The sequence below is a fragment of the Pseudomonas sp. Ost2 genome (assembly GCF_018326065.1).
In the GTDB taxonomy this organism is placed as follows: domain Bacteria; phylum Pseudomonadota; class Gammaproteobacteria; order Pseudomonadales; family Pseudomonadaceae; genus Aquipseudomonas; species Aquipseudomonas gingeri.
In genome coordinates, this window is record NZ_AP021904.1 from 6,370,210 (window position 1) to 6,393,442 (window position 23,233).

Below are 23,233 nucleotides of genomic sequence, written 5' to 3' on the forward strand. Positions count from 1 at the left end.
GAACAGGGCCCCGGGAGCGCTAAAAGCTTCGCGGGCAAGCCCGGTTCCCACAGAAACGCGGCGCTCCCTCACATCAACGACTTGCGATTGAAATGGCGCAGGCGCAAGCCCAGCAGCAACAGCATTCCAAAGTAGGCCAGCACCCCGGCAACCACCAGTGCCCCCAGGCGCAGGAAGCGTTCGAGCATGTGCCCCTGGTCCCAGGCAGGCATCCAGTGCATCAAGCCCAGCAATACCGCCGACATCATGCCGACAGCGACCAGCAGCTTCAGCAGATACAGACTCCAGCCCGGCTGCGGGATGAACAGCTTCTGCTTGCGCAACTGCCAGAACAACAGGCCGGCATTGATGCAGGCGCCGCCGCTGATGGCCAAGGCCAGCCCGGCATGGGCCAGCGGCCCGATAAAGACCAGGTTGAGCAACTGGGTGACCACCAGGGTGAAAATCGCGATTTTCACCGGCGTGCGAATGTTCTGCTGCGCGTAAAAGCCCGGCGCCAGCACCTTGATCATGATGATCCCGAGCAGGCCGACCGAGTAGGCGATCAGCGCCCGCTGGGTCATGGAGGCATCGAAGGCACTGAACTGGCCGTACTGGAACAGTGAAACGGTCAGGGGCTCGGAGAGAATCGCCAATGCCAGGGAGCACGGCAGCACCAGCAGGAAACACAGGCGCAGCCCCCAGTCGAGGATGCGCGAGTACTCGTGGCGATCCTTGCTGGCATAGGTCTTGGACAGGATCGGCAGCAGGATGGTGCCCAGGGCCACGCCCAGCACGCCGGAGGGCAGCTCCATCAGGCGGTCGGCGTAATACATCCAGGACACCGAGCCGGCCACCAGGAACGAGGCGAAAATGGTGTTGATGATCAACGAGATCTGGCTCACCGAGACCCCGAGAATCGCCGGCAGCATCTGCTTCATGACCCGCCAGACACCGCTGTCGCGCAGGTTCAGGCGTGGCAGCACGAGCATGCCGATCTTCTTCAGGTGCGGCAGTTGGTAGAGCAGTTGCGCCAGGCCGCCCGCCAGGACCGCCCAACCCAGCGCCATCACCGGCGGGTCGAAATACGGCGTCAGGAACAGGGCAAAGATGATCATGCTGACATTCAGCAGGGTCGGCACGAAGGCCGGGACCGAGAAGCGGTTCCAGGTATTGAGGATCGCGCCGGCCAGGGACGACAGCGAGATCAGCAATATATAAGGAAAAGTCACCCGCAACAGATCGGCGGTCAGCTTGAACTTCTCCGGCGTATCGGTGAAGCCGGGCGCGGTGACCCAGATCACCCAGGGCGCGGCCACCATTCCGAGCACCGTGACGAGGGCCAGGACCAGGGTCAGCATGCCGCTCACATAGGCAATGAAGGTGCGGGTCGCCTCCTCGCCCTGCTGGCTCTTGTACTCTGCCAGGATCGGCACGAACGCCTGGGAAAAGGCCCCTTCGGCAAAGATCCGGCGCAGCAGGTTGGGCAACTTGAAGGCAATGAAGAAGGCATCGGTGGCCATTCCGGCGCCGAAGGCGCGCGCGATGATGGTGTCGCGAACAAACCCCAGGACCCGGGAAATCATCGTGATAGAGCTGACGGCGGCCAACGACTTGAGCAGATTCATTGAAGGATTGTGTGCCTTTGGGTAAAGAACAGGCGAATAAAACGCCCAGCTATGCGATACTCCGCGCCGCAACAGCACAGAGCCAAAGCTCGCGAGTTTACAGGTCGTACGCCGGAAAGAAATATCCCGGTGTCCCACATATACCACTCAGCGGAACGCATCGCCTGCCCTTGACAAGACTTCAACTCATCGGCATGATTCGCGGCCTATTTTGTTTGCTATTTCCTAAAAAGTCTTTCGAGGAGCTCGACGGTGGCCAACTCACCTTCCGCCAAAAAACGTGCAAAACAGGCTGAGAAGCGTCGCAGCCACAACGCCAGCCTGCGTTCCATGGTTCGTACCTACATCAAGAACGTAGTGAAAGCCATCGACGCAAAAGACGCTGCTAAAGCGCAAGCTGCCTATGTTCTGGCTGTTCCTGTTATCGACCGTATGGCCGATAAAGGCATCATCCACAAGAACAAGGCTGCTCGCCATAAAGGTCGTCTGAATGGCCACATCAAGGCTCTGAACCTTGCTGCTGCAGCCTAAGCGACACGCTTGTTAAAAAACCGACCCCAGGGTCGGTTTTTTATTGCCTGTGACTTGTGACGCGGAGCGTCACGGGCGGCATTCCCACGCGGAGCGTGGGAACGATCTATCAACTCCACAAGAGCAAGGCCTGCCTCCTACAGGTTCGCGACAACCAATAGCAGCGGGCAACCCTTGATTCTCACTGATTCGGCCAAGGCAGAATCGGAATAGCCGTCACCGCATTCTGCGGGCTGCCCTCGATCAACCGATCGCTATAGACCAGGTACACCAGCGTATTGCGCTTCTTGTCGAGGAAACGCACCACCTGCATGGTCTTGAAGACCAGCGACGTGCGCTCCTTGAACACCTCGTCACCATCCTTCAGCTCACCACTGAAGCGAATCGGCCCGACCTGGCGACAGGCGATCGACGCCTCGGCACGATCCTCCGCCAGACCCAGGCCACCTTTCAGGCCGCCGGTCTTGGCACGTGACAGATAGCAGGTCACGCCCTCGACCTTCGGATCATCGAACGCCTCGACCACGATCCGGTCATTCGGCCCGACGAACTTGAACACCGTGGACACCTGGCCGATTTCCTCGGCCGATGCCAACAACGGCATCGCCAGGAACAACCCCAACAATCCTTTTGCCAACCCCATGCCCTTCTCCCTCGAACCCATCACACCAGAATAAGGTTATCGCGATGAACCAGTTCCGGCTCCGCCATGTAACCCAGCAAGCCGACAATCGCATCCGACGACTGACCAATGATCTTCTGCGCCTCAAGAGCGCTGTAGTTGGCGAGCCCGCGGGCAATCTCACGACCATCCGCAGCCACGCACACGACCATTTCGCCACGACGGAAGCTACCCTGCACCAGCTTCACCCCCACCGGTAGCAGGCTCTTGTGATCACGCGCCAGGGCGTTGACCGCACCGTCATCCAGCACCAGCGTGCCACGGGTCTGCAGATGCCCGGCCAGCCACTGCTTGCGCGCCGCGAGCATGCCGCGCTCGGGCGACAGCAAGGTACCGATGCGCTCGCCCGCCTTGAGGCGATCCAGGACCCGCTCCAGACGACCGCCGACGATAATGGTATGCGCGCCGGAGCGTGCCGCCAGTCGCGCCGCGCGCAGCTTGGTCTGCATGCCACCACGCCCGAGGGCGCCGCCGGTACCGCCCGCCACCGCGTCCAGCGCCGGATCATCGGCACGCGCCTCATGGATCAGCTGGGCATCGGGATTGTTGCGCGGGTCGGCATCGAACATGCCGTCGCGATCCGTCAGGATCACCAGCAGGTCCGCTTCCACCAGGTTGGCGACCAGCGCCGCCAGGGTGTCGTTGTCGCCGAAACGGATTTCATCGGTAACCACGGTGTCGTTCTCGTTGATCACCGGGATCACCTTGAGCTCCACCAGGGCCCGCAGGGTGCTGCGCGCATTGAGGTAACGCTTGCGGTCGGACAAGTCATCATGGGTCAGCAGGATCTGCGCGGTATGACGACCATGCTCGGCAAAGCTCGACTCCCAGGCCTGCACCAGGCCCATCTGGCCAATGGCCGCCGCCGCCTGCAACTCGTGCATGGCACTCGGTCGCACCGTCCAGCCCAGCCGGCTCATGCCCGCCGCCACGGCACCCGAAGACACCAGCACCAGCTCCACGCCAGCCTCGTGCAAGGCCACCATCTGCTCAACCCAGACACCCATTGCCGCGCGATCCAGACCCTTGCCGTCCGCCGTCAGCAGTGCGCTGCCGATCTTCACGACCCAACGCTGCGCACCTGTCACCTTGCTCCGCATGATCTTCCAACCTTAGCCAGCGAATGGCACGACCGAGCACCATCCACGCGATTATGTGATTTACGTTTTACAGAGACTAAAACGCCGCTTCAGTGAGCGGCGTAGTAGTTTAACCAATGAATCAGTCGCGGACGTAAATGATTTCCGGACCATCTTCGTCATCGACATCTTCTTCATCCCAGTCATCGTCACCGATGTCATGGACGCTCTTGACGCCGCTGCGGCGCAGGGCCCGCTGGTCATCCAGTGCCTGCAACTGAGCACGCGCCTCATCCTCGATACGCTGGTCGAGATCACGCAGCTCATCGGCGTAGGCCGGATCGTTGGCCAGGCGATCGAGACGATCTTCCAGGTAGCGCATGATGTCGCGAGTCAGACGCTCGGTCCCTTCCTTCGCAATCGCCGAGATCACATAGACCGGACCGGTCCACTGCAGACGGTCGACAACTTCCTTGACCCGCTCCTCATGCTCTTCCTCGAGGATCTGGTCGCACTTGTTCAGCACCAGCCAGCGATCACGCTCCGCCAGGGACGGGCTGAAGCGGGCCAGTTCGTTGACGATCACTTCAGCGGCATCCGGCGCACTGCTGTCATCCAGCGGCGCCATGTCGACGAGGTGCAGCAACAGACGGGTACGCGCCAGATGTTTGAGGAAGCGAATCCCCAGGCCGGCACCTTCCGAGGCACCTTCGATCAGGCCCGGGATATCCGCGACAACGAAGCTTTTCCAGCGGTCGACACTGACCACGCCCAGGTTCGGCACCAGCGTGGTGAACGGGTAGTCCGCCACTTTCGGCTTGGCGGCCGAGACCGAGCGGATAAAGGTACTCTTGCCAGCATTCGGCAAGCCCAGCAGACCGACGTCAGCCAGCACCTTCATTTCCAGCTTGAGGTCGCGCTGCTCGCCCGGCTTGCCCGGTGTGGTCTGACGCGGCGCCCGGTTGGTACTGGATTTGAAGCGGGTGTTGCCCAGACCGTGCCAGCCGCCATGGGCCACCAGCAGGCGCTGGCCGGCCTTGACCAGGTCGCCGATGACTTCCTGGGTGGCGGAATCGATCACCGTGGTGCCGACCGGCACACGCAGCTCCAGATCCTCGCCCTTCTTGCCGGTGCAGTCGGTGCTGCCACCATTGGAACCACGCTCGGCATCGAAGTGCCGGGTGTAGCGGTAATCCACCAGGGTGTTGAGGTTTTCGTCGGCGACCATGTAGATCGAACCGCCATCACCCCCATCACCCCCGTTGGGACCACCGTTTTCGATGAATTTTTCCCGACGGAAGCTCATGCAACCGTTGCCGCCGTCACCAGCCTTTACGCGAATCGATACTTCATCAACGAACTTCATAACACACGCCTCTCGCCACCGGGACGAGCCGAATAACCACAAACATCAAGTATAAGACCCTTGCAAAGATGAGCGCGGCGACCTCAATCAACGACCGAAAAATCCAGCGCCGGCAGCCCATACAAACAGCTTTGCAAGAGACTCACCCCACAAACGAAAAAGCCCCGTCGCAAGACGGGGCTTCTCCAGCATTCTCGCGATTAAGCCGCGACGATGCTCACGTAACGGCGGTTGAAAGCGCCTTTTACTTCAAACTTGATCACGCCTTCGACTTTAGCGAAGAGAGTGTGATCCTTGCCCATGCCAACGCCGTAACCGGCGTGGAACTGGGTACCGCGCTGACGCACGATGATGTTGCCCGCTTTGATAGCCTGGCCGCCATACATCTTCACGCCAAGGCGTTTGGCTTCTGAGTCGCGACCGTTACGGGTACTACCACCAGCTTTTTTGTGTGCCATGAGTTCAATTCTCCAAAAAGGGGATTAGGCTGAAATTAAGCCTGAATACCGGTGATTTTGATCTCGGTGTACCACTGACGGTGGCCCATACGCTTCATGTGGTGCTTACGACGACGGAACTTGATGATGCGGACTTTATCGTGACGACCTTGGGAGATCACTTCAGCCACAACGGTAGCGCCAGCAACAACTGGAGCGCCGATGTTCACGTCATCGCCATTGGCGACCAACAGAACGCGATCAAAGGTAACGGATTCGCCAGTGGCGATTTCCAGTTTTTCGATCTTCAGGTATTCACCTGGAGCGACTTTGTACTGCTTGCCGCCGGTAACGATTACTGCGTAAGACATGGTATTTCTCCGATAATCCTGCTCACCCAGCGCTTTATAGGTAAAGGTATTGGCTGGCATGGCTGCATGGGGCTGGAACGGCCCAAGTGCAATTGCGTAAGGCAGGTGCTGCCCAGGAAGTTCAGGGTGCGCGATTGTACGCAAGCCGCCTGATCCTTGCAAGTGGCCCGGTATCCTGCCTTGACAGGCCGGAACCCCCGCCCTAGCATGCCGCGCAACCCTTCTGGAGCGACTCTCGCTGATGCAACCCCAAGCATTCTACCGCGCGGTGGCGGACGATTTTAGCGCCGTCGACGGCATCATCAAGAAGCAGCTGACTTCCCGGGTGCCGCTCGTCTCGAAAATCGGCGACTACATCACCTCGGCCGGGGGCAAGCGCCTGCGTCCTTTATTGGTGTTGCTGTGCGGCAAGGCCCTGGGGCGCGAAGGCGATGACCTGCGCCTGCTGGCGGCGACCATCGAGTTCCTGCACACCGCGACCCTGCTGCACGACGACGTGGTCGACATGTCCGGCATGCGCCGTGGCCGCTCCACCGCCAACGCCATGTGGGGCAACGCTCCCAGCGTGCTGGTCGGCGACTTCCTGTACTCGCGCTCCTTCGAGATGATGGTCGAACTGGGTTCGATGCCGGTCATGAAGATCCTCTCCCAGGCCACGCGCATCATCGCTGAGGGCGAAGTGCTGCAGTTGTCCAAGGTGCGCGACGCCAGCACCACCGAGGAAACCTACATGGAAGTCATCCGCGGCAAGACCGCGATGCTCTTCGAAGCCTCCACCCACAGCGCCGCCGCCCTGTGCCAGGCGACGCCGGAACAGGCCGAAGCCCTGCGTACCTTCGGTGACCACCTCGGCGTGGCCTTCCAACTGGTCGACGACCTGCTGGACTACAAGGGCGATGCCGAGACCCTGGGCAAGAACGTCGGTGACGATCTGGCCGAAGGCAAGCCAACCCTGCCGCTGATCTACACCATGCGTGAAGGAACGCCGGAGCAGGCGGCCCTGGTACGCCAGGCAATCCAGAAGGGCGGGATCGAGGACCTGGAAAGCATCCGCGCCGCCGTCGAAGCCTCGGGCTCGCTGGAATACACCGCGCAACTGGCCCGTGACTACGTCGCCCGGGCGATCGCCTGCCTGGAGGCCCTGCCGGCCAGCGAGTATCGCGATGCACTGGTGGAACTGAGCGAGTTCGCGGTCGCCCGCACTCACTGAGGCCAATAGCGGCCTACCGTAGGAGCCGGCTTGCCGGCGATGAGGTCCTTGAACGATGCGCAGCTCTTGCGCACGTCATCGCCGGCAAGCCGGGCTCCTGCAAAGTCCTGCGTCAACCCGCCCTGCGTTGCCGCGCCCCCCTCTTCGCTAAAAACCCTATATAATGTGCGCTTTTAGCCTTCCCGAACCCGAGGAGCCTTAGTGAGCACGTTGCCACCCTGCCCGAAATGCAATTCCGAATTCACCTACGAAGACGGTACCCAACTGGTCTGCCCGGAATGCGCCCATGAGTGGTCCGCCACCGGCGAAGCCGAGACCGCGTCCGACGACAGCGTGAAAAAGGATTCCGTGGGCAACGTCCTGCAGGACGGCGACACCATCACCGTGATCAAGGACCTGAAGGTCAAGGGCACCTCCCTGGTGGTCAAGGTCGGTACCAAGGTCAAGAACATCCGCCTGTGCGACGGCGATCATGATATCGACTGCAAGATCGATGGCATCGGCCCGATGAAACTCAAGTCCGAGTTCGTCAGAAAGGTCTGAACAAACGCCAACTCGATCGTTCCCATGCTCTGCGTGGGAACGCATCCCGTGACGCTCCGCGGCGCCTGCAGAGCATCCAGCAAGGCATTCCCACGCTGGAGTATGGGAACGATCAATCCCCTCCTTGCGCTTGACGCCCGACAATTCCCCCACAGAAAAACCAGGAATCCGCCAATAGGCACTTGCTATTCTTTGAATAAGAATTATTCTCATTGAAACCCATCAAGGAGATGAGACCATGACTTATTTGATCGATGCCTGGCTGGACCGCCCACACCCTTACCTGCGCATCCTGCATCGGGAAACGGGTGAAGTCTGTGCGGTACTGGAAGAAGAAGCCCTGAATGAACTGCAGGACCAGGGTGACCTGGATGTCAGCGGCCTGAGCTCCAGTGAACCGCTGGTGCTCAAGGAACTGGTGCGCAACCTGTTTCTGTTCTGCTATGCCCGGGCCTTGCGCCCGACGGGGGACCTGAACAGCAAGCTGCAGGTATGACAACGGTGTCTGTGGGAGCGGGCTTGCCCGCGAAGAGGCAGGTACATCCGCCACATTGCTTGTGGCAGTAAGACCGCCTTCGCGGCGGTCCGACATCCCGGCAAACCTGCTCCCACACAAGGACCGCCCCCATGGAGAGGCGGGTGCGGCGAGTTACAGAACGTCGAGCAGCTCGACGTCGAACACCAGAACGCTGTGCGGCGGGATGCTGCCAACGCCTTGAGCGCCGTAGGCCAGTTCGCTCGGCACATACAGGCGCCATTTGCTGCCGGCATTCATCAGTTGCAGGGCTTCGGTCCAGCCGGCGATCACGCCACCTACCGGGAATTCGGCTGGCTGGCCACGCTCGTAGGAGCTGTCGAACACGGTGCCGTCGATCAGAGTGCCGTGGTAGTGAGTACGCACGGTGTCCTCACGGGATGGCTTGGCGCCTTCACCTTGAGTCAGCACTTCGAACTGCAGGCCCGATGCCAGGGTGGTGATGCCGTCACGCTTGGCGTTTTCAGCCAGGAATGCCAGGCCGGCACCTGCCGCGGCTTCAGCCTTGGCGGCCGCTTCGGCCTGCATGATTTCGCGGATGACCTTGAAGCTGGCGGACAGTTCGTCCTGGCCCACACGGCTTGGCTTGCCGCCAAACGCGTCGGTCAGACCGGCTAGGATCGCGTCCAGGCTCACGCCCGGTGGCGGGTTGTCACGCAGTTGGTCGCCCAGCTGACGGCCGATGCCGTAGCTGACGCGGGTTTCGTCGGTGGACAGATTTACTTCGGACATAACACTGCTCCGCTATGGGTCTGCTCTGGAAAACACCCTGGAATACGGCATTTCCCCTCGCGCCCGGAACCAAAAAGGGCGAGCAGACTAGCACAGAAGCGTCCGCTGTCAGCAGCCTCACCAGCCAGAATGGAAGGCGATGGGCACCTTCAGGCTGTCCTCGGCACTGGCCGGCATCCCGCACATTTCGTCGTGCACCGAGGTATGGATCAGGTGGAACGGCAGCTTCGGCATTCGTTCCAGCACCTCCCTGGCATGCTCCACCGAACGCAGGTGCAGGGTCTGCCCATGATCGTCGTTGAGCGGGTAGGCCGCGCCGTGCATCCGTGCTTCCAGCAGATAGATGCCACCTTCGAGGGAGATCAGGTTCAACTCGTCGATCCGCCCGGCGAGGGCGAAACTGTTCAGCTCTTGCAGGTTCATGGGCGCACCTCGACTTTTCGGACTGGGCTATAGACAGGCATATGCCTGACCCGACAAAAGCACAAGGCGAAAACCACGCCGCCCGTCCGTTTCACAACGGACGGGCGGCGCGAACACGGCCACGGAGCGTGACGATCAGTGCTTGGTCAGCTTGTCCAGGTAACCCATGGCGAAGGCCGAGATCACAAAGGTCATGTGGATGATCACATACCACTGCAAGTGCACCGGATCGACGTTCTTGGCGTCCATGAACACCCGCAGCAGGTGAATCGAAGAGATCGCCACGATGGAAGCCGCCACCTTCATCTTCAACGAGGTGGAGTCCATCTTGCCCAGCCAGCTGAGCTTTTCCTTCTCTTCATCGATATCCAGCTGGGAAACGAAGTTCTCGTAGCCGGAAATCATCACCATCACCAGCAGCCCGCCCACCAGCGCCATGTCGATCAGCGACAGCAGCACCAGGATCAGGTCGGCCTCGGCCATGGCAAACACGTTGGGGATGACGTGAAACACTTCCTGGAAGAACTTCAGCGCCAATGCCAGCAACCCCAGGGACAGCCCGAAGTAGATCGGCGCCAGGAGCCAGCGCGAGGCATACATTGCATTTTCGATAAAACGTTCCATGAATCTCACATATCGCCTGAAATGGCGGCGAGTATACCAGCCGTGAAACCCGAGGGAAAAAGCTCCCGCCAGACGCCTCGTTCAACACAGGGACAGCTCTGCAAAAGCGATTTTCTGCTAGTGTCGGCATCAACGACATCGCGCATGCACTGTGGACAGGAAAACTGAACAATGGATTTGCGACGCCCCCTGGGTTGCCTCGGACTCTCGGTAGCTCTGCTGATGAGCGGCTGCTCCCCCAATGACAAGCAACAACAGACCAGCCTCGAGGAAAGAACCGCAGAATTCGAAAAGACCCTCGACACGATCCAGGATCCCAAGCTCAAGGACGCCGTCGCGGACCTCGGCGGCTCATTGCTGCTGCTCGAACGCGCCCGCCTGCGCCTGCGGGACAAGCCGATCGAGACCGAGTACAGCGACAATGCCCTGGCGCTGCTCAAGCACTACCCGACCCCGCAGGCCCTGGCCGACACCTACATCAACGGGCTGTTCGTGCTGCGCAAGGCCTCCAGCTCCGATTACCTGACCGACCTGCAGCCGATTTTCCCGTTCAGCTTCAACTATCCGACCGAGTTTCCCTTCCCCCATGCCCTGGAATGGCAGTCGGTGACCCTGAGCAACAAGCAGGTCGTACCCTTCCAGCCCGAATGGTCGGAGACCGATCCCGGCATCCAGTTGAGCCCGTCCAGCGCCAACATGACCAATCCCGACGACCTGACGGTGACCTACCCGTACGTCGACGGGGTGGAAGTCGAGAACCGCAACCAGCCCCAACCCCTGACCCTGCACGGCAAGGTCGAGGTGATCGCCCCGCGCAAGGTCTTTACCTTCGACCTGACCCGCAAGGACATCGGCAAGCGGCAGACCAGCGAAAACATCAGTCTGACCCTGGTCTCGCTCGACAAGAACAATGCCGAGATAGAACTGAGCAACAGCGCGCCCCAGGCGGCGCAGGTCGGCGATACGGCGCTGAACCCGCTGATCGCCCAGGCCAGGGACAGCACCGGCCAGTTCCTCTCGCGCTCGGGGTCGATCAACGAAAACGCCGCGCAGATCGCCTTCTACCAGCAGCAACTGGATGAGATGCTCAAGCAGAAGAGCTGGAGCGACGCGTTCGAGAAGAAACTCGACGATGAGCAGAAAGCCTTCGAGGCCAGGCAGAGCAGCCATTACACCCGCGTGTACTTCAACGGCATGATCGACAAGCTGGAAATCAGCGTGCTGGATTTCTCCGATGCCACCGTCAACCGCAAGGAACTGGACCTCCCGATACGCCAGTTCGATGACACCACCAGCAAGGACATCCAGCCGCTGCCGATGCCGGTGGTGGTCTACGACGACCAGGCGCCCCACTACCTCAAGGACGCCGACCTCGACGCCGAGCAGTTGAAAAAGAGTGTCAGCATCAGCCAGTCCGTGGACGACGCCAGCGCCGCGCGCATCGAGTTCGACCATCCGAAGACGTTCAACGACGAACTGCTCGGCTCATCCTTCAACCCTGGCGACAGCCCGGTGACGTTCTTTGCCGAAGACGAACAGGGAAAACGCGGCGAACCGCTGGAGCTGCCCAAGGAAGCGTTCGAGGTCAACCCGCTGGAAGGCACCATCACCTACGACCTCAACCTGTTCCCGGAAACGCCGGCCTATGCCATCGGCTCGATACCGCTGTTTCTCGCCGATATCCAGAAAAACACCCTGGACGCCCGGCAGTTGCCCAAGGGCCTGGAACTCAAGGGCAATGCCCTGGTGGTCGACCAGAAACTGTTCCCGGCCGAGTCCTGGCGCTTCTACGCCAAGGACGACAGCGGCAACTACCTGAAGGAAATCCTCGCCACCAGCCACAACGAGAAAGCCGACTCACCGCCGCTCTATGACGTGCACTATTTCTACGGGCAACCGACGCAACTGGAAAGCTACCAGCGCACCGACCTGCAGACCGTCGAGTACGGCTTCGAGGTCAAGCTCGACAAGGTCCAGAGCAACGAGCCCGCCGAGTAATCCTCAGTGCAGCTCGTAGCCACCCGGATGTCGACCGCGCTCGCCGTTGATCTGCCGTAGCTGGGCCTGCAGGTGCAGGCGCCAGATCTGCGGTTCCTCGGCCAGTTCGTAGCCGTGCAGGGTCAGGCTTTCGACAATCGAGTCGAGGATCGATTCGGCGACGAAGGGGCCGTGGAAAGGGCCCTGGGATTTGATTGCGGAGGGTTGCTCACCGGCCATTCCGGCGGCGAACAAGAGGGTCCACATCCCGTTATCCCCGGCGAGCGGGCGAATGACGCATTCGATACGGGTGACCAGGCCCAGGCATTGGCGGGTAAGACAAAGGCTGCGCGACATGGCGGCGACCCTCGGTAGGTCCTGTCTTCAGCCTCCGACGTGAAGGCTGCATCGTTCCAGTGACTACAGTGGATGTCCTTGCCCAGAGAATAGAATAAATCCACCGGGCGCAAGGACCTGGAGGACCAACGGGCGCCAGGGGAACGGGCGCCAAAGCCTTGACCCCCGCCCTTGCGGAACTTGTGGGAGCTGGCTTGCCAGCGAAGAGGCCCTTGAGAGCACCAGAAGCTTCGCGGGCAAGCCCGCTCCCACAACAAGCCCACTCCCACAGTCCATGCGGTCGCCGCGATACCTGTGCCGGGGCGTCGATCCAATGTGGGAGCTGGCTTGCCAGCGAAGCAGCCCTTGAGAACGCCAGAAGCTTCGCGGGCAAGCCCGCTCCCACAACAAGCCCACTCCCACAGTCCATGCGGTTGCCGCGATACCTGCGCCGAGGCGTAGACCCAATGTGGGAGCTGGCTTGCCAGCGAAGAGGCCCTTGAGAACGCCAAGAGCTTCGCGGGCAAGCCCGCTCCTACAACAAGCCCACTCCCACAGTCCATGCGCGCCGTCAGGAGGGCTTGACCTCCGCCAGCGCCTGCTCGGCGGCCTCTCTCTCGGCCTCCTTGAGGTCATCCTCGCTGATCATTTCGGCGATCACCCGCAGGCGCTCCACCACCCGTGCATTGACGCTGCCTTCCGGGAACTGGCCGTCGGCATCCGGCTCGCCGGCGGGTTCGCCCACCAGCAGGCTGAGGGCCTCGTCGGCCTGACGCACCGCATACACATGGAACTGCCCGGCCCGGACGGCCTGCAGGACTTTCTCGTCGAGCATCAGCGTGGCGACGTTGGCCTGCGGGATGATCGCACCCTGTTCGCCGGTCAGGCCACGGGCCTCGCAGAGCCGGAAGAAGCCCTCGATCTTCTCGTTGACCCCACCGACCGCCTGCACCTCGCCGAACTGGTTGATCGAACCGGTAATGGCGAAACATTGCTTGAGCGGGGTCTTCGACAAGGCCGAAATCAGCGTGCAGGCCTCACCCAGGGAAGCACTGTCGCCATCGACATAACCATAGGACTGCTCCAGGGCGATGCTCGCGGAGATCGCCAGGGGAAATTCCTGGGCATAACGGCTGCCCAGGTAGCCGGTGAGGATCATCACGCCCTTGGAGTGGATCGGCTGCCCGAGATTGACCTCGCGCTCGATATCGACGATACCGCTGCCGCCCGGATAGACCGTGGCGGAAATCCGCGCTGGCACGCCGAACGCCGAATCGCCGACCTCCAGCACCGTCAGGCCGTTGCACTTGCCCACCGCGGCGCCGGCGGTATCGATCAGGATGATCCCCGCCAGCATATCGTCGAGGATGCGCGCGGAGACCCGGCCGGTTCGCGTGGCCTTGGCCTTGAGCGCCCGTTCGATATGGCCGGCATCGGTGCGTTCGTCACCGGCCAGGTGACGGATGAAATCCGCCTCGCTGACCAGCTGGAACAGATCGCCGATCCGCGCCGACAGACGCCCCTGGTGCTCGGCCAGGCGCGCACTGTAGGTCGCCAGGCGCGCCACCGCATCGGCGGTCAGCGGCGCCATGCCCTCTTCCGAGGTGCGGGTCTTGAGCAACTGGGCGAACTGCTCCAGACTTTCGTCGACCATCGGGATGTCTTCGTCGAAGTCCACCAGCACCCGGAACATCTCCTGGAAGTCCGGATCCAGGTCCTGCAGGGTGTAGTACAACTGGCGCGCGCCGATGATGATGACCTTGACCTGCAGCGGGATCATCTGCGGCGTCAGGGTCACGGTCGCCAGGCGACCCAGTTCGCCCAGGGGCGACTCCATCTTCAGCTTGCGCGATTGCAAGGCGCGCTTGAGCGCGTCCCAGACGAAGGGCTCGCTGAGCATCTTCTCCGCTTCGAGGATCAGGAAACCACCGTTGGCGCGATGCAGCGCCCCCGGGCGCAATTGCCGGTAGGTGGTGTACAGCGCACCCTGGTCGGTGCTGTATTCGATCCGGCCGAACAGATTGTCGTAGGTCGGGTGCGGCTCGAACACCACCGGCGCCCCGCCACTGGCCGGATGCCCGACCACCAGGCTCGGCGCGTACTGTTCTTCCAGCAACTTGCGGGCAACCGCGTCGGTCTTGCTGTCGTCCACCAGTTGCTCGACCACGGTCTTGAGCAGGTAGACCTGCATCGCTTGCAGATAACCACAGACTGCCGCGTTCTCGGCGTACTTCTCCGACAGCGGGGCGAGCAGAGGCTGCAAGGCCAGGGTAATGGTCTCTTCGTTCAACTGGCGCAACTGGTTGCTCGACTCGCGCTTCCACTGCGGCAGGCTGGCGAGTTCCTCGTTGAGACGCTCTTCGAGATCGGCGATATCGGTATGGAAACGCTCGCGCTCGGCCTCCGGCAACTGGGCGAACTCCGCCTCGTCGAGGGCCTTGCCGTCGCTCATCGGGGTAAAGGCGATATTGGTGCTGTCGCGATACAGGGCGACTTCCTTTTCCAGCGCCAGGCGCTCGATCACATCCAGGGCGCGGTCATAACGCTGGTTGAACGCACGGTCGATGGCACTTTTCTTCTGCTGATAGGACGGATGTTCGAACACCGCCGGAAACGTCGCCAGCAGATTGTCGATCAGACCGTTGATATCGCTGATGAACGCGCCGGCCTCGCCCGCGGGCAACTCCAGCGCCCGAGGCTCGCGCGGCTCATCGAAATTATTGACGTAGACCCAGTCCGAGGGGGTCTGCAGGCGCTTGCCTTCCGCCTTCAGGTAGCGTTTGACGAAGGAAAAACGCCCGGTGCCGGGCTCTCCCATGACAAATACGTTGTAACCGGGGCGTGGCATCGCCACACCGAACTGCAATGCTTCGACCGCGCGTTCCTGGCCAAGCACACCGCGAAAGGGCTCCAGATCATTGGTGGTAGAGAAGCTGAACTGTTCAGCGGAGAAAGGGCGAGTCAGCGCTTCGGGCGCTAGACGCAGGCTGGCAGCAACAGAATCAGGCATCGGGCTTCCTTACATCAGGCGGGGCAGATGAAGGCATTCTGGCGCTGGCCGTACCCGGCTGGCAAGGCAAGTGGCAGGTGAATCCTCGCAGCGGGACAAAAGCCCCGGGAGCCGGACTACAAGAAGGTGTATATCTTATTCATAAAGGGAAAAAACCACGGAACCCTTGGATCGTGCCTAAACTCCAACATGCGCGGCTGGACTGATAACCGGCCCACCGGTGCTCTCACAGGCCGGACACCCTTGTCCATTGGTATGCACATAAAGAGAACAAAGCTATGAAACGGATTCTTCTCGGTACTCTCTTCACCGTTGTCTCCTTCCAGGCCTTGGCGCAGGCGCCAGGCGGCCCGGATTGCGGTTGGGGCAACATGCTGTTCAAAGGTCAACGTGGCACCCCCGCACACTTCCTGGCCTCCACCACCAACGGCACCTCCGGCAACGCCACCTTCGGGATGACGTCCGGCACCAACGGCTGCACCACCAAAGACGCACTGACCTACGGTGGCAAATCCTGGATTGCCATGAATGGCATGATGAACGAGCTGTCGGAAGACATGGCCAAGGGTCAGGGCGAAGCGCTGACCACCTACGCCGTGGTCCTGGGGGTCGCACCGGAAGACCGCGCCCATTTCGCCGCCGTGACCCACGAGCACTTCCAGCAGATCTTCAGCAAGGCTGACGTGACCGCAGACGACGTGCATACCAACACCCTGGCCGTACTCAAGAGCGATCCACGCCTGGCCAAGTACGCGACCCAGGCTTGACCGAGCCCCGCCCGCTCCTTCCGGAGCGGGCAACCCCTGCCCGACCCTCTTTCGCCGGACAACAGTTGCCCATCATGCTCAAACGCCTTGCCTACCTGGCGCTCTGTGTCTGCGCCCCGCTCCAAGCCGCTTCGCACATCGATGATCAACGTTTGCAACAACTGGCCAACGATCCCTTCTGGATCTCCCTGGGCCATTACGAAAGCGCCAAGCTGGGCGGCTGGCGCAGCTATGTGAGCGACAAGAAATTCTTCCTCGCCGCCGACGGCGCCCATCACCCGGATGCGGAACTGAAAGCCACCGTCGCCGCGCTGTATGCCCCGGCCAGCGCCGGCAACCAGCATGCCCAGTGCGTCTACCCGGCCCGCAGCCGCTGGCTCAAGGCGCAACTGCAACTGACCGATCTGCCGGCCCCGGACTGCTCCGACTTCAACCAGTGGTTCAAGGACGTCTCGCCCCACAGCACGGTGATGATCTTTCCGGCGGCCTACCTGAACAGCCCCTCGTCGATGTTCGGCCACACCCTGCTGCGTATCGACCAGGAAGATGTCCAGCGCGACCAGACCGCGCTGCTCAGCTACGCGATCAACTTCGGGGCCTATATCGAAGGCTCGGACAACAGCATTCTGTATGCCTGGAAAGGCCTGATGGGCGGCTACCCCGGCTTGTTCGCCCTGGTGCCCTACCAGGAAAAACTCTCCGAATACCGCAGCCTGGAAAACCGCGACCTGTGGGAATACCGGCTGAACCTCACGCCTGAAGAAACCCAACGCATGGTCGAGCACGTCTGGGAACTCAAGCAGATCCAGTTCGACTACTTCTTCTTCGACGAAAACTGCTCCTATCGCCTGCTGGAACTGCTGCAGGTTGCCCGCCCGAGCCTGCGCCTGACCGGGCAGTTCCCGCTGACCGCCATCCCCACCGACACGGTGAAGGCGGTCAAGGAGGCAGGCCTGGTGGAAAGGATCGACTATCGCCCGTCCCGCGAACGCGAACTGCTGGAACGGGCCAAGCCCCTGACGGACGATGAGCAGGCCTGGGTCCTGAAAGTCAGCGCCGACCAGAAAGTCCTCCAGGACCCGCTGTTCAAGGCCCAGCCCAGGGCCCGCCAGGCGCTGATCGTCGATGCCGCCTATCGCCTCGAACGTTATCGGGCCAACGGCCTGGAGCGCGACCCGGTGCGCTCGCAACGCAGCTTCGAACTGCTCCGGGCGATCAACCAGAACCCCGCGCCGGAGTTGCAGATCACGCCGCCCGGACTGCCGGAAAACGGCCATGAGTCGCGCACCTGGCAGGCCGGGATCGGCACCCGCGGCGACAAGGCCTTCGGCGAGTACGGCCTGCGCATGGCCTATCACGACCTGAACGACAACGCCGAGGGCTTCCCTCTCGGCGCCCAGATCGAAATCCTGCAGATGAAACTGCGCCAGTACGAAGGCAACCACTGGCAATTGCAGCAACTGGACCTGGCCACCATTCGCTCGCTGACACCGCGCAACGCGCTGCTGCAACCCTGGTCCTGGCAAGTGACCGGCGGCCTGGAGCGGGTGCCGGGCAAGCACGATGACCAGACCCTGGTCAGCCACGTCAATGGCGGGGCCGGCGGTACCTGGCAATTGAACGATGAGCTGCTCGGATTCGCCCTCGGCACCGTGCGCGTGGAACACAATGCCGATTTCGCCGCGTTCGTCTCACCGGCCGCCGGGTTCGATACCGGGCTGCTGTGGAAAAACCCGCTGGGCAATCTCAGCGTGGAAGCCAAGGGCGACTACTTCACCAATGGCGAAGTACGCCGCAGCCTGAGCCTCAACCAGCAATGGGAGCTGTCGCGCAACCTGGGCCTGCGCCTGAGCGCCCAGCGCGAGTTCAGCAAACTGGCCTCGGCGGAAAACGAGGTCATGCTGGAACTGAAGTGGTATCACTATTGAGCGGCGCCTGCTCGGACGCCATCGCCAGCAAGCCGGCTCCTACAAGGAGCCCGGTATGTCGATAGACTTGTGCCGAAACATAGACTTGTAGGAGCCGGCTTGCTGGCGATGACGGCGGTGAATTTGACATCGCCATTCCTGGCCAACGCCTACAGGAGCCATGCCCAGACGGTATTTTGTATTCGACGCAGACCACAGACAGGGCTATTCACACTGAAAGTTCAACTGTACGGACTGCACCGCCGTCCGGCCGAACTTGCGCTCCAGAAACTCGCCCCGTAAACGCCGGCAATGCTGGTAATCGCGCCGGGCCATATTGTCGATGGTGATATTGCCCACATCACCCGATGTAGTCCGTCCGCCAAAGCGGAGAACCACCGGCGGGGCTTCGGGCTGCAAATGAAACCGGCGGGGAGACTTCTCGTCAGGTGCTGGCGATGCCACTGCCTGAGTGGGAATAGGCAACAGGCCATACCGCTCCACCAGAAAGCTCGCCGGCAAGGGATCACCCACGGCAACACAGGCGGACAGGGTCAGGCCGACACCCACGCCATGGGGTTTGAAGCAACTCATACACGACTCTCTTTCTTTCGACTGCGATTGTCCCCACGCCCTGGCGCGGGACTGAAACACCTGGCACAGAGCGCCCGGTACTGCTTTAACCTGAACAGAAAGATAACGACCCGGGTCGGAAAAGTTTACTGCCCAGACGCACAAACCGCTCATTGCCCGACGTCACAGGAGCGCGAACAGGCCCAACAGGTTCATCACAACCTCTTGACGCTGCGCTCACGCGCGACCTTCTACACTCAACTCCATAGGGGTCGATCTGTACGGGTATCACGATGTGGCGTTGGCTGTTGCTGGCAGCAATGATGGGATTGGCGGGCTGTGAATCGACCCACGATCACCTGCTCGCCCAGGGTTATCCACCGGCGTTCGCCGATGGCTTCGACGACGGCTGCGGCAGTGGCCGGCAAGCCGCCGGTGCGATCACCGGCGAATTCCGCAAGAACGTTTCCCGCTATCTCCAGGAACGTGAATACGCCACGGGCTGGGATGACGGCTTCCGGCAATGCCAGGCCATGCTCGAGAATCAGGACCGCGACACCTACAAGAACCGCCACTGGGACGAGCGCGAACGCGCCTGGCAACAGGAGAAAGACCGTGACGCCGCACGGGCCTACCGTTCGCAATAGGTCGCTTTCGGACAATTCCCCGGCACCGAATCCTGCGAGCATGGTCCATATGCCATGCACGGGAGAATGCCATGAGTCGTGCCTTCGTCAACGAAGACAGCGCCGCCGCCCAGGCCAGCCAGCCGGTGGAGCGCCAGGTCAGCACGCAGCCCAACTACGTCACCGCGACGGGCCTGGCCCAGTTGCAGGAACGCGTTGCCGGGTTGCAGGCCGAATACAGCCGGCAGAGTGCCCTCGGTGAACAGGCCGACAAACAGCGCCAGGCCGATATCGAACGAGACCTGCGCTATTTCAACCAGCGCCTGTCCAGCGCCATGCTGGCCGCTCCGGCGACCTCCAGCGAAGTGGTGCAGATCGGCAGCCGCGTCACCTTCGCCAACGAACAGGACGAGGAACAACAGGTCCAGCTCGTCGGCGAAGACCAGGCCGACTACGCCAGCGGCCTGATCAACTGGGGCTCGCCGCTGGGACGGGCGCTGCTCGGCGCGCACCCCGGCGATGAAGTGCTGTGGAAACGACCGGCCGGGGACCAGTTGATCGAGATCCTGCGCATCGACCCGGCTTAAACCACACCCTGGGCGAGCATGGCCTCGGCGACCTTGACGAAGCCGGCGATGTTCGCGCCCTTGACGTAGTTGACCCGGCCGTTTTCCTCGCCGTAATGCACGCAGGCATGATGGATCGATTGCATGATGCCGTGCAGCTTGCTGTCGACCTCGCCGGCGGTCCACAACAGGCGCATGGCATTCTGTGACATCTCCAGGCCACTGACCGCCACGCCACCGGCATTCGAAGCCTTGCCCGGGGCGAACAGGATGCCCGCCTCGATAAAGATATCCACAGCCTCCAAGGTGGTCGGCATGTTCGCACCCTCGGCCACGCACAGGCAGCCATTGCGCAACAGGGTCCGGGCCGCCTCGGCGTCCAGTTCGTTCTGCGTCGCACAGGGCAGCGCGATATCGCAGCTCAGGGTCCACGGATGCTGGCCGGCGAGGAACTCCAGGCCAAAGCATTGCGCCAGCTCGCTGATCCGCCCGCGCTGGACGTTCTTCAACTCCAGCAGCGCCTGCCACTGTTCGTCGGTCAGGCCGGCCTCGCAATACAGCGTGCCTTCGGAGTCGGACAGCGAAATCACCTTGCCGCCCAGGTCCATGACCTTGCGCGCGGCGTACTGTGCAACGTTGCCGGAACCGGAGATCGCCACGCGCTTGCCCTCGACCCCATCGCCCTTGCGCTTGAGCATTTCCTCGGCGAAATACACACAGCCAAAGCCAGTGGCTTCCGGACGGATCAGGCTGCCGCCGTAGGTCATGCCCTTGCCGGTCAGTACCGAGGTGAACTGGTTGGCCAGGCGCTTGTACTGACCGAACAGGAAGCCGATCTCCCGGGCGCCGACTCCGATATCACCGGCCGGGACGTCTACGTCGGCACCGATATGCCGGTACAGCTCGCTCATGAACGCCTGGCAGAAACGCATGACCTCCGCGTCACTCTTGCCCTTGGGATCGAAGTCCGAGCCGCCCTTGCCGCCGCCCATCGGCAGCGAGGTCAGGGCGTTCTTGAAGGTCTGCTCGAAGGCGAGGAACTTCAACACACCGAGATTCACCGACGGGTGGAAACGCAGGCCGCCCTTGTAGGGGCCGATGGCGCTGTTCATCTGGATACGGAAACCACGATTGACCTGGACCTTGCCCTGGTCGTCGACCCACGACACGCGAAACACCACGGCCCGCTCCGGCTCGCACAGACGCTCAAGAATGCCCGAGGCCAGGTAGTGCGGATGACTCTCCAGAAACGGCCAGAGACTGCGCAGGACCTCCTCCACCGCCTGATGGAATTCCGGTTGGTCCGGATCGCGTTTTTTCAGGCGGGCGAGGAAGTGGTCAACGGATTCGATCATGGAAAAGTCTCGTCAATGAGTTGTCGTTATCAGGAGATTGACCCGGACTGTAGCAATTGAAAGAGCACTACGACAGTGCAAAATGTCGCAGTTATGAATTTAAATGGTGCAATTTATATAAATATTCCGAGTTCAGGGCGCAAAACGCACCATAAAAAGGCTATCAGCTACCCGGGTTGCACCTGGGAACGACAGGCAAAAAAAAACGGAGCCCGAAGGCTCCGTTTTCTCGACCACCGACCTGATCAGGCCAGTTTCTTGTGCCGTACGCGGTGCGGCTGGGCCGCTGCGTCACCGAGGCGTTTCTTGCGATCCGCTTCGTATTCGGTGTAGTTGCCTTCGAAGAACACCGCTTGCGAGTCGTCTTCGTAAGCCAGGATGTGCGTCGCCACACGGTCCAGGAACCACCGATCGTGGGAGATCACGATGGCCGCGCCCGGGAAGTCCAGCAGGGCTTCTTCCAGGGAACGCAGGGTTTCCACGTCGAGGTCGTTGGACGGTTCGTCGAGCAGCAGGACGTTGCCGCCCTCCTTCAGGGTCAGGGCCAGATGCAGGCGGCCACGCTCACCACCGGACAGGTCCTTGACGAACTTCTGCTGGTCGCCGCCCTTGAAGTTGAAGCGACCGACGTAGGTACGCGAAGGGATTTCGTAGTTGCCGATGCGGATCTGGTCGGAACCGTCGGAGATCTGCTGGAACACCGTCTTGCTGCCGTCGAGGTCGTCGCGGCTCTGGTCGACGCAGGCCAGTTGCACGGTCTCACCGATCTCGATGCTGCCCGAATCCGGGGTTTCCTTGCCCATCAGCATGCGGAACAGGGTCGACTTACCGGCACCGTTACCGCCGATCACGCCGACAATCGCGCCCTTGGGCATGCTGAACGACAGGTTGTCGATCAACACGCGGTCGCCATAGCCCTTGCTGACGTTCTTGAACTCGATGACCTTGTCGCCCAGGCGCGGACCGGCCGGGATGTAGATCTCGTTGGTCTCGCTGCGCTTCTGGAATTCCTGCGATTGCATTTCCTCGAAGCGCTGCAGGCGGGCCTTGGATTTCGACTGGCGGGCCTTGGCGCCTTTGCGCACCCACTCCAGTTCTTCCTTCATGGCCTTTTCATGGGCCGACTGCTGCTTGGATTCCTGGGCCAGACGATCGGACTTGGCTTCCAGCCAGCCCGAGTAGTTGCCTTCGTACGGAATACCCGCGCCGCGGTCGAGTTCGAGGATCCAGCCGGCAACGTTGTCGAGGAAGTAACGGTCGTGCGTGATCGCGACCACGGTGCCCGGGAAGTCGTGCAGGAAGTGCTCCAGCCAGGCGACGGAGTCGGCGTCCAGGTGGTTGGTCGGTTCGTCGAGCAGCAGCATGTCGGGAGCCGACAGCAGCAGGCGGCACAGGGCCACGCGGCGCTTTTCACCGCCGGACAGGTGTTCGACCTTCGCGTCCCAGGCCGGCAGGCGCAGCGCATCGGCGGCGACTTCCAGCTGGCGCTCCAGGTTGTGACCATCGCTGGCCTGCAGGATGGCTTCGAGCTTGGCCTGTTCGGCGGCCAGCTTGTCGAAGTCGGCGTCCGGGTCGGCGTAGGCAGCGTAGACCTCGTCCAGGCGCGCCTGGGCGTCCTTGATCACGCTGACCGCTTCCTCGACCACTTCACGCACGGTCTTGGTCGGATCCAGTTGCGGTTCCTGCGGCAGGTAGCCGACATTCAGCTCCGGCATCGGCCGCGCCTCACCGTCGAACTCGGTGTCGACGCCAGCCATGATTTTCAACAGGGTGGACTTGCCCGAACCGTTCAGGCCAAGAACGCCGATCTTGGCGCCCGGGAAAAACGACAGGGAGATGTTTTTCAGGATTTCCCGCTTCGGCGGAACAACTTTGCTCAGCCGATGCATGGTGAAGACGTATTGAGCCATGGAGAACCTAGCGTCAGTGACTGATGAATAAAGGCGCGAGCGTAGCTCGGACAAGGCGGGATAGTG

General features: G+C 61.6%; 23 protein-coding genes. 9 read left to right on the forward strand and 14 right to left on the reverse strand.

All coding sequences use genetic code 11. From position 1 onward, the window contains the following. Positions 1 to 68: 68 nt before the first annotated feature. Positions 69 to 1,607: a murein biosynthesis integral membrane protein MurJ gene (gene murJ / locus KI243_RS28160; RefSeq protein WP_212810142.1), complete on the reverse strand. Its 1,539-nt coding sequence runs from the start codon at positions 1,605 to 1,607 to the stop codon at positions 69 to 71. Between the two features lie 252 nt (positions 1,608 to 1,859). Between murJ and rpsT the strand changes: the two genes are divergently transcribed. After that, complete coding sequence (gene rpsT, locus KI243_RS28165; protein ID WP_017123459.1) at positions 1,860 to 2,138, forward strand: 30S ribosomal protein S20; 279 nt, start codon at positions 1,860 to 1,862, stop codon at positions 2,136 to 2,138. Between the two features lie 181 nt (positions 2,139 to 2,319). Here the strand turns inward: rpsT and KI243_RS28170 are convergent, their stop codons facing one another. The 5 genes from KI243_RS28170 to rplU all read right to left on the reverse strand — a co-directional run bounded on the left by KI243_RS28170 (position 2,320) and on the right by rplU (position 6,073). Next, entirely contained in the window at positions 2,320 to 2,781 is a 462-nt protein-coding gene (locus KI243_RS28170; RefSeq protein ID WP_042934224.1) for a CreA family protein, read from the reverse strand. Between the two features lie 20 nt (positions 2,782 to 2,801). After that, entirely contained in the window at positions 2,802 to 3,920 is a 1,119-nt protein-coding gene (gene proB, locus KI243_RS28175; protein ID WP_177084040.1) for a glutamate 5-kinase, read from the reverse strand. 121 nt (positions 3,921 to 4,041) lie between these two features. Beyond that, positions 4,042 to 5,265 (reverse strand): Obg family GTPase CgtA, encoded by a 1,224-nt coding sequence (gene cgtA / locus KI243_RS28180; protein WP_017123456.1) that lies wholly within the window; start codon positions 5,263 to 5,265, stop codon positions 4,042 to 4,044. A 200-nt stretch (positions 5,266 to 5,465) separates the two neighbouring features. Next, the gene (rpmA, locus tag KI243_RS28185; RefSeq protein ID WP_042934223.1) at positions 5,466 to 5,723 is read right to left on the reverse strand and encodes a 50S ribosomal protein L27; all 258 of its coding nucleotides are present in this window, start codon (positions 5,721 to 5,723) and stop codon (positions 5,466 to 5,468) included. Between the two features lie 35 nt (positions 5,724 to 5,758). After that, positions 5,759 to 6,073 carry a 50S ribosomal protein L21 gene (rplU, locus tag KI243_RS28190; RefSeq protein ID WP_003176051.1) on the reverse strand — a complete coding sequence of 105 codons (315 nt, stop codon included), beginning with the start codon at positions 6,071 to 6,073 and terminating at the stop codon, positions 5,759 to 5,761. Positions 6,074 to 6,314: 241 nt separating this feature from the next. On the opposite strand from rplU, the gene KI243_RS28195 reads away from it, so the two are divergent. The 3 genes from KI243_RS28195 (at position 6,315) to KI243_RS28205 (ending at position 8,322) form a co-directional block, all read left to right on the forward strand. After that, positions 6,315 to 7,283, forward strand: coding sequence for a polyprenyl synthetase family protein (locus tag KI243_RS28195; protein ID WP_017123453.1), 969 nt, complete (start codon positions 6,315 to 6,317; stop codon positions 7,281 to 7,283). Between the two features lie 201 nt (positions 7,284 to 7,484). After that, positions 7,485 to 7,826, forward strand: a complete 342-nt coding sequence (locus tag KI243_RS28200) for a zinc ribbon domain-containing protein YjdM (RefSeq protein ID WP_017123452.1) — start codon at positions 7,485 to 7,487, stop codon at positions 7,824 to 7,826. 238 nt (positions 7,827 to 8,064) lie between these two features. Next, positions 8,065 to 8,322 carry a hypothetical protein gene (locus tag KI243_RS28205; RefSeq protein WP_017123451.1) on the forward strand — a complete coding sequence of 86 codons (258 nt, stop codon included), beginning with the start codon at positions 8,065 to 8,067 and terminating at the stop codon, positions 8,320 to 8,322. A 153-nt stretch (positions 8,323 to 8,475) separates the two neighbouring features. On the opposite strand, the gene KI243_RS28210 is transcribed toward KI243_RS28205, so the two are convergent. The 3 genes from KI243_RS28210 to KI243_RS28220 form a co-directional block, all read right to left on the reverse strand. Next, positions 8,476 to 9,093 carry an FKBP-type peptidyl-prolyl cis-trans isomerase gene (locus tag KI243_RS28210; protein WP_017123450.1) on the reverse strand — a complete coding sequence of 206 codons (618 nt, stop codon included), beginning with the start codon at positions 9,091 to 9,093 and terminating at the stop codon, positions 8,476 to 8,478. A gap of 117 nt (positions 9,094 to 9,210) precedes the next feature. Further along, positions 9,211 to 9,516, reverse strand: coding sequence for a DUF6482 family protein (locus KI243_RS28215; protein WP_017123449.1), 306 nt, complete (start codon positions 9,514 to 9,516; stop codon positions 9,211 to 9,213). Between the two features lie 135 nt (positions 9,517 to 9,651). Beyond that, complete coding sequence (locus KI243_RS28220; RefSeq protein WP_017123448.1) at positions 9,652 to 10,140, reverse strand: TIGR00645 family protein; 489 nt, start codon at positions 10,138 to 10,140, stop codon at positions 9,652 to 9,654. A 171-nt stretch (positions 10,141 to 10,311) separates the two neighbouring features. Between KI243_RS28220 and KI243_RS28225 the strand changes: the two genes are divergently transcribed. Further along, a complete protein-coding gene (locus KI243_RS28225) occupies positions 10,312 to 12,138 on the forward strand; it encodes a hypothetical protein (protein ID WP_212810143.1) in 1,827 nt (608 codons plus the stop codon). A 3-nt stretch (positions 12,139 to 12,141) separates the two neighbouring features. On the opposite strand, the gene KI243_RS28230 is transcribed toward KI243_RS28225, so the two are convergent. Further along, positions 12,142 to 12,474: a hypothetical protein gene (locus tag KI243_RS28230; protein ID WP_017123446.1), complete on the reverse strand. Its 333-nt coding sequence runs from the start codon at positions 12,472 to 12,474 to the stop codon at positions 12,142 to 12,144. A gap of 550 nt (positions 12,475 to 13,024) precedes the next feature. Continuing rightward, positions 13,025 to 15,463 carry an ATP-binding protein gene (locus KI243_RS28235; RefSeq protein WP_017123445.1) on the reverse strand — a complete coding sequence of 813 codons (2,439 nt, stop codon included), beginning with the start codon at positions 15,461 to 15,463 and terminating at the stop codon, positions 13,025 to 13,027. 278 nt (positions 15,464 to 15,741) lie between these two features. Here KI243_RS28235 and KI243_RS28240 point away from each other — a divergent pair, with 278 nt between their 5' ends. After that, on the forward strand, positions 15,742 to 16,230 hold the full coding sequence (locus KI243_RS28240) for a DUF3015 domain-containing protein (RefSeq protein ID WP_017123444.1): 489 nt from the start codon (positions 15,742 to 15,744) through the stop codon (positions 16,228 to 16,230). A gap of 74 nt (positions 16,231 to 16,304) precedes the next feature. Further along, positions 16,305 to 18,158: a DUF4105 domain-containing protein gene (locus KI243_RS28245; protein WP_177084036.1), complete on the forward strand. Its 1,854-nt coding sequence runs from the start codon at positions 16,305 to 16,307 to the stop codon at positions 18,156 to 18,158. Positions 18,159 to 18,362: 204 nt separating this feature from the next. Here KI243_RS28245 and KI243_RS28250 read toward each other — a convergent pair whose 3' ends face one another. After that, positions 18,363 to 18,731 (reverse strand): hypothetical protein, encoded by a 369-nt coding sequence (locus KI243_RS28250; protein WP_212810144.1) that lies wholly within the window; start codon positions 18,729 to 18,731, stop codon positions 18,363 to 18,365. 272 nt (positions 18,732 to 19,003) lie between these two features. On the opposite strand from KI243_RS28250, the gene KI243_RS28255 reads away from it, so the two are divergent. Both KI243_RS28255 and KI243_RS28260 read left to right on the forward strand, forming a co-directional pair. Continuing rightward, positions 19,004 to 19,357 (forward strand): hypothetical protein, encoded by a 354-nt coding sequence (locus KI243_RS28255; RefSeq protein WP_103032776.1) that lies wholly within the window; start codon positions 19,004 to 19,006, stop codon positions 19,355 to 19,357. Positions 19,358 to 19,428: 71 nt separating this feature from the next. Continuing rightward, positions 19,429 to 19,923, forward strand: a complete 495-nt coding sequence (locus KI243_RS28260) for a GreA/GreB family elongation factor (protein ID WP_017123440.1) — start codon at positions 19,429 to 19,431, stop codon at positions 19,921 to 19,923. On the opposite strand, the gene gdhA is transcribed toward KI243_RS28260, so the two are convergent. Beyond that, positions 19,920 to 21,257 carry an NADP-specific glutamate dehydrogenase gene (gene gdhA / locus KI243_RS28265; RefSeq protein WP_212810145.1) on the reverse strand — a complete coding sequence of 446 codons (1,338 nt, stop codon included), beginning with the start codon at positions 21,255 to 21,257 and terminating at the stop codon, positions 19,920 to 19,922. The two genes, KI243_RS28260 and gdhA, sit on opposite strands and share 4 nt — an antisense overlap. Before the next feature lie 245 nt (positions 21,258 to 21,502). Next, the gene (ettA, locus tag KI243_RS28270; protein WP_017123438.1) at positions 21,503 to 23,167 is read right to left on the reverse strand and encodes an energy-dependent translational throttle protein EttA; all 1,665 of its coding nucleotides are present in this window, start codon (positions 23,165 to 23,167) and stop codon (positions 21,503 to 21,505) included. Positions 23,168 to 23,233 lie beyond the last annotated feature (66 nt).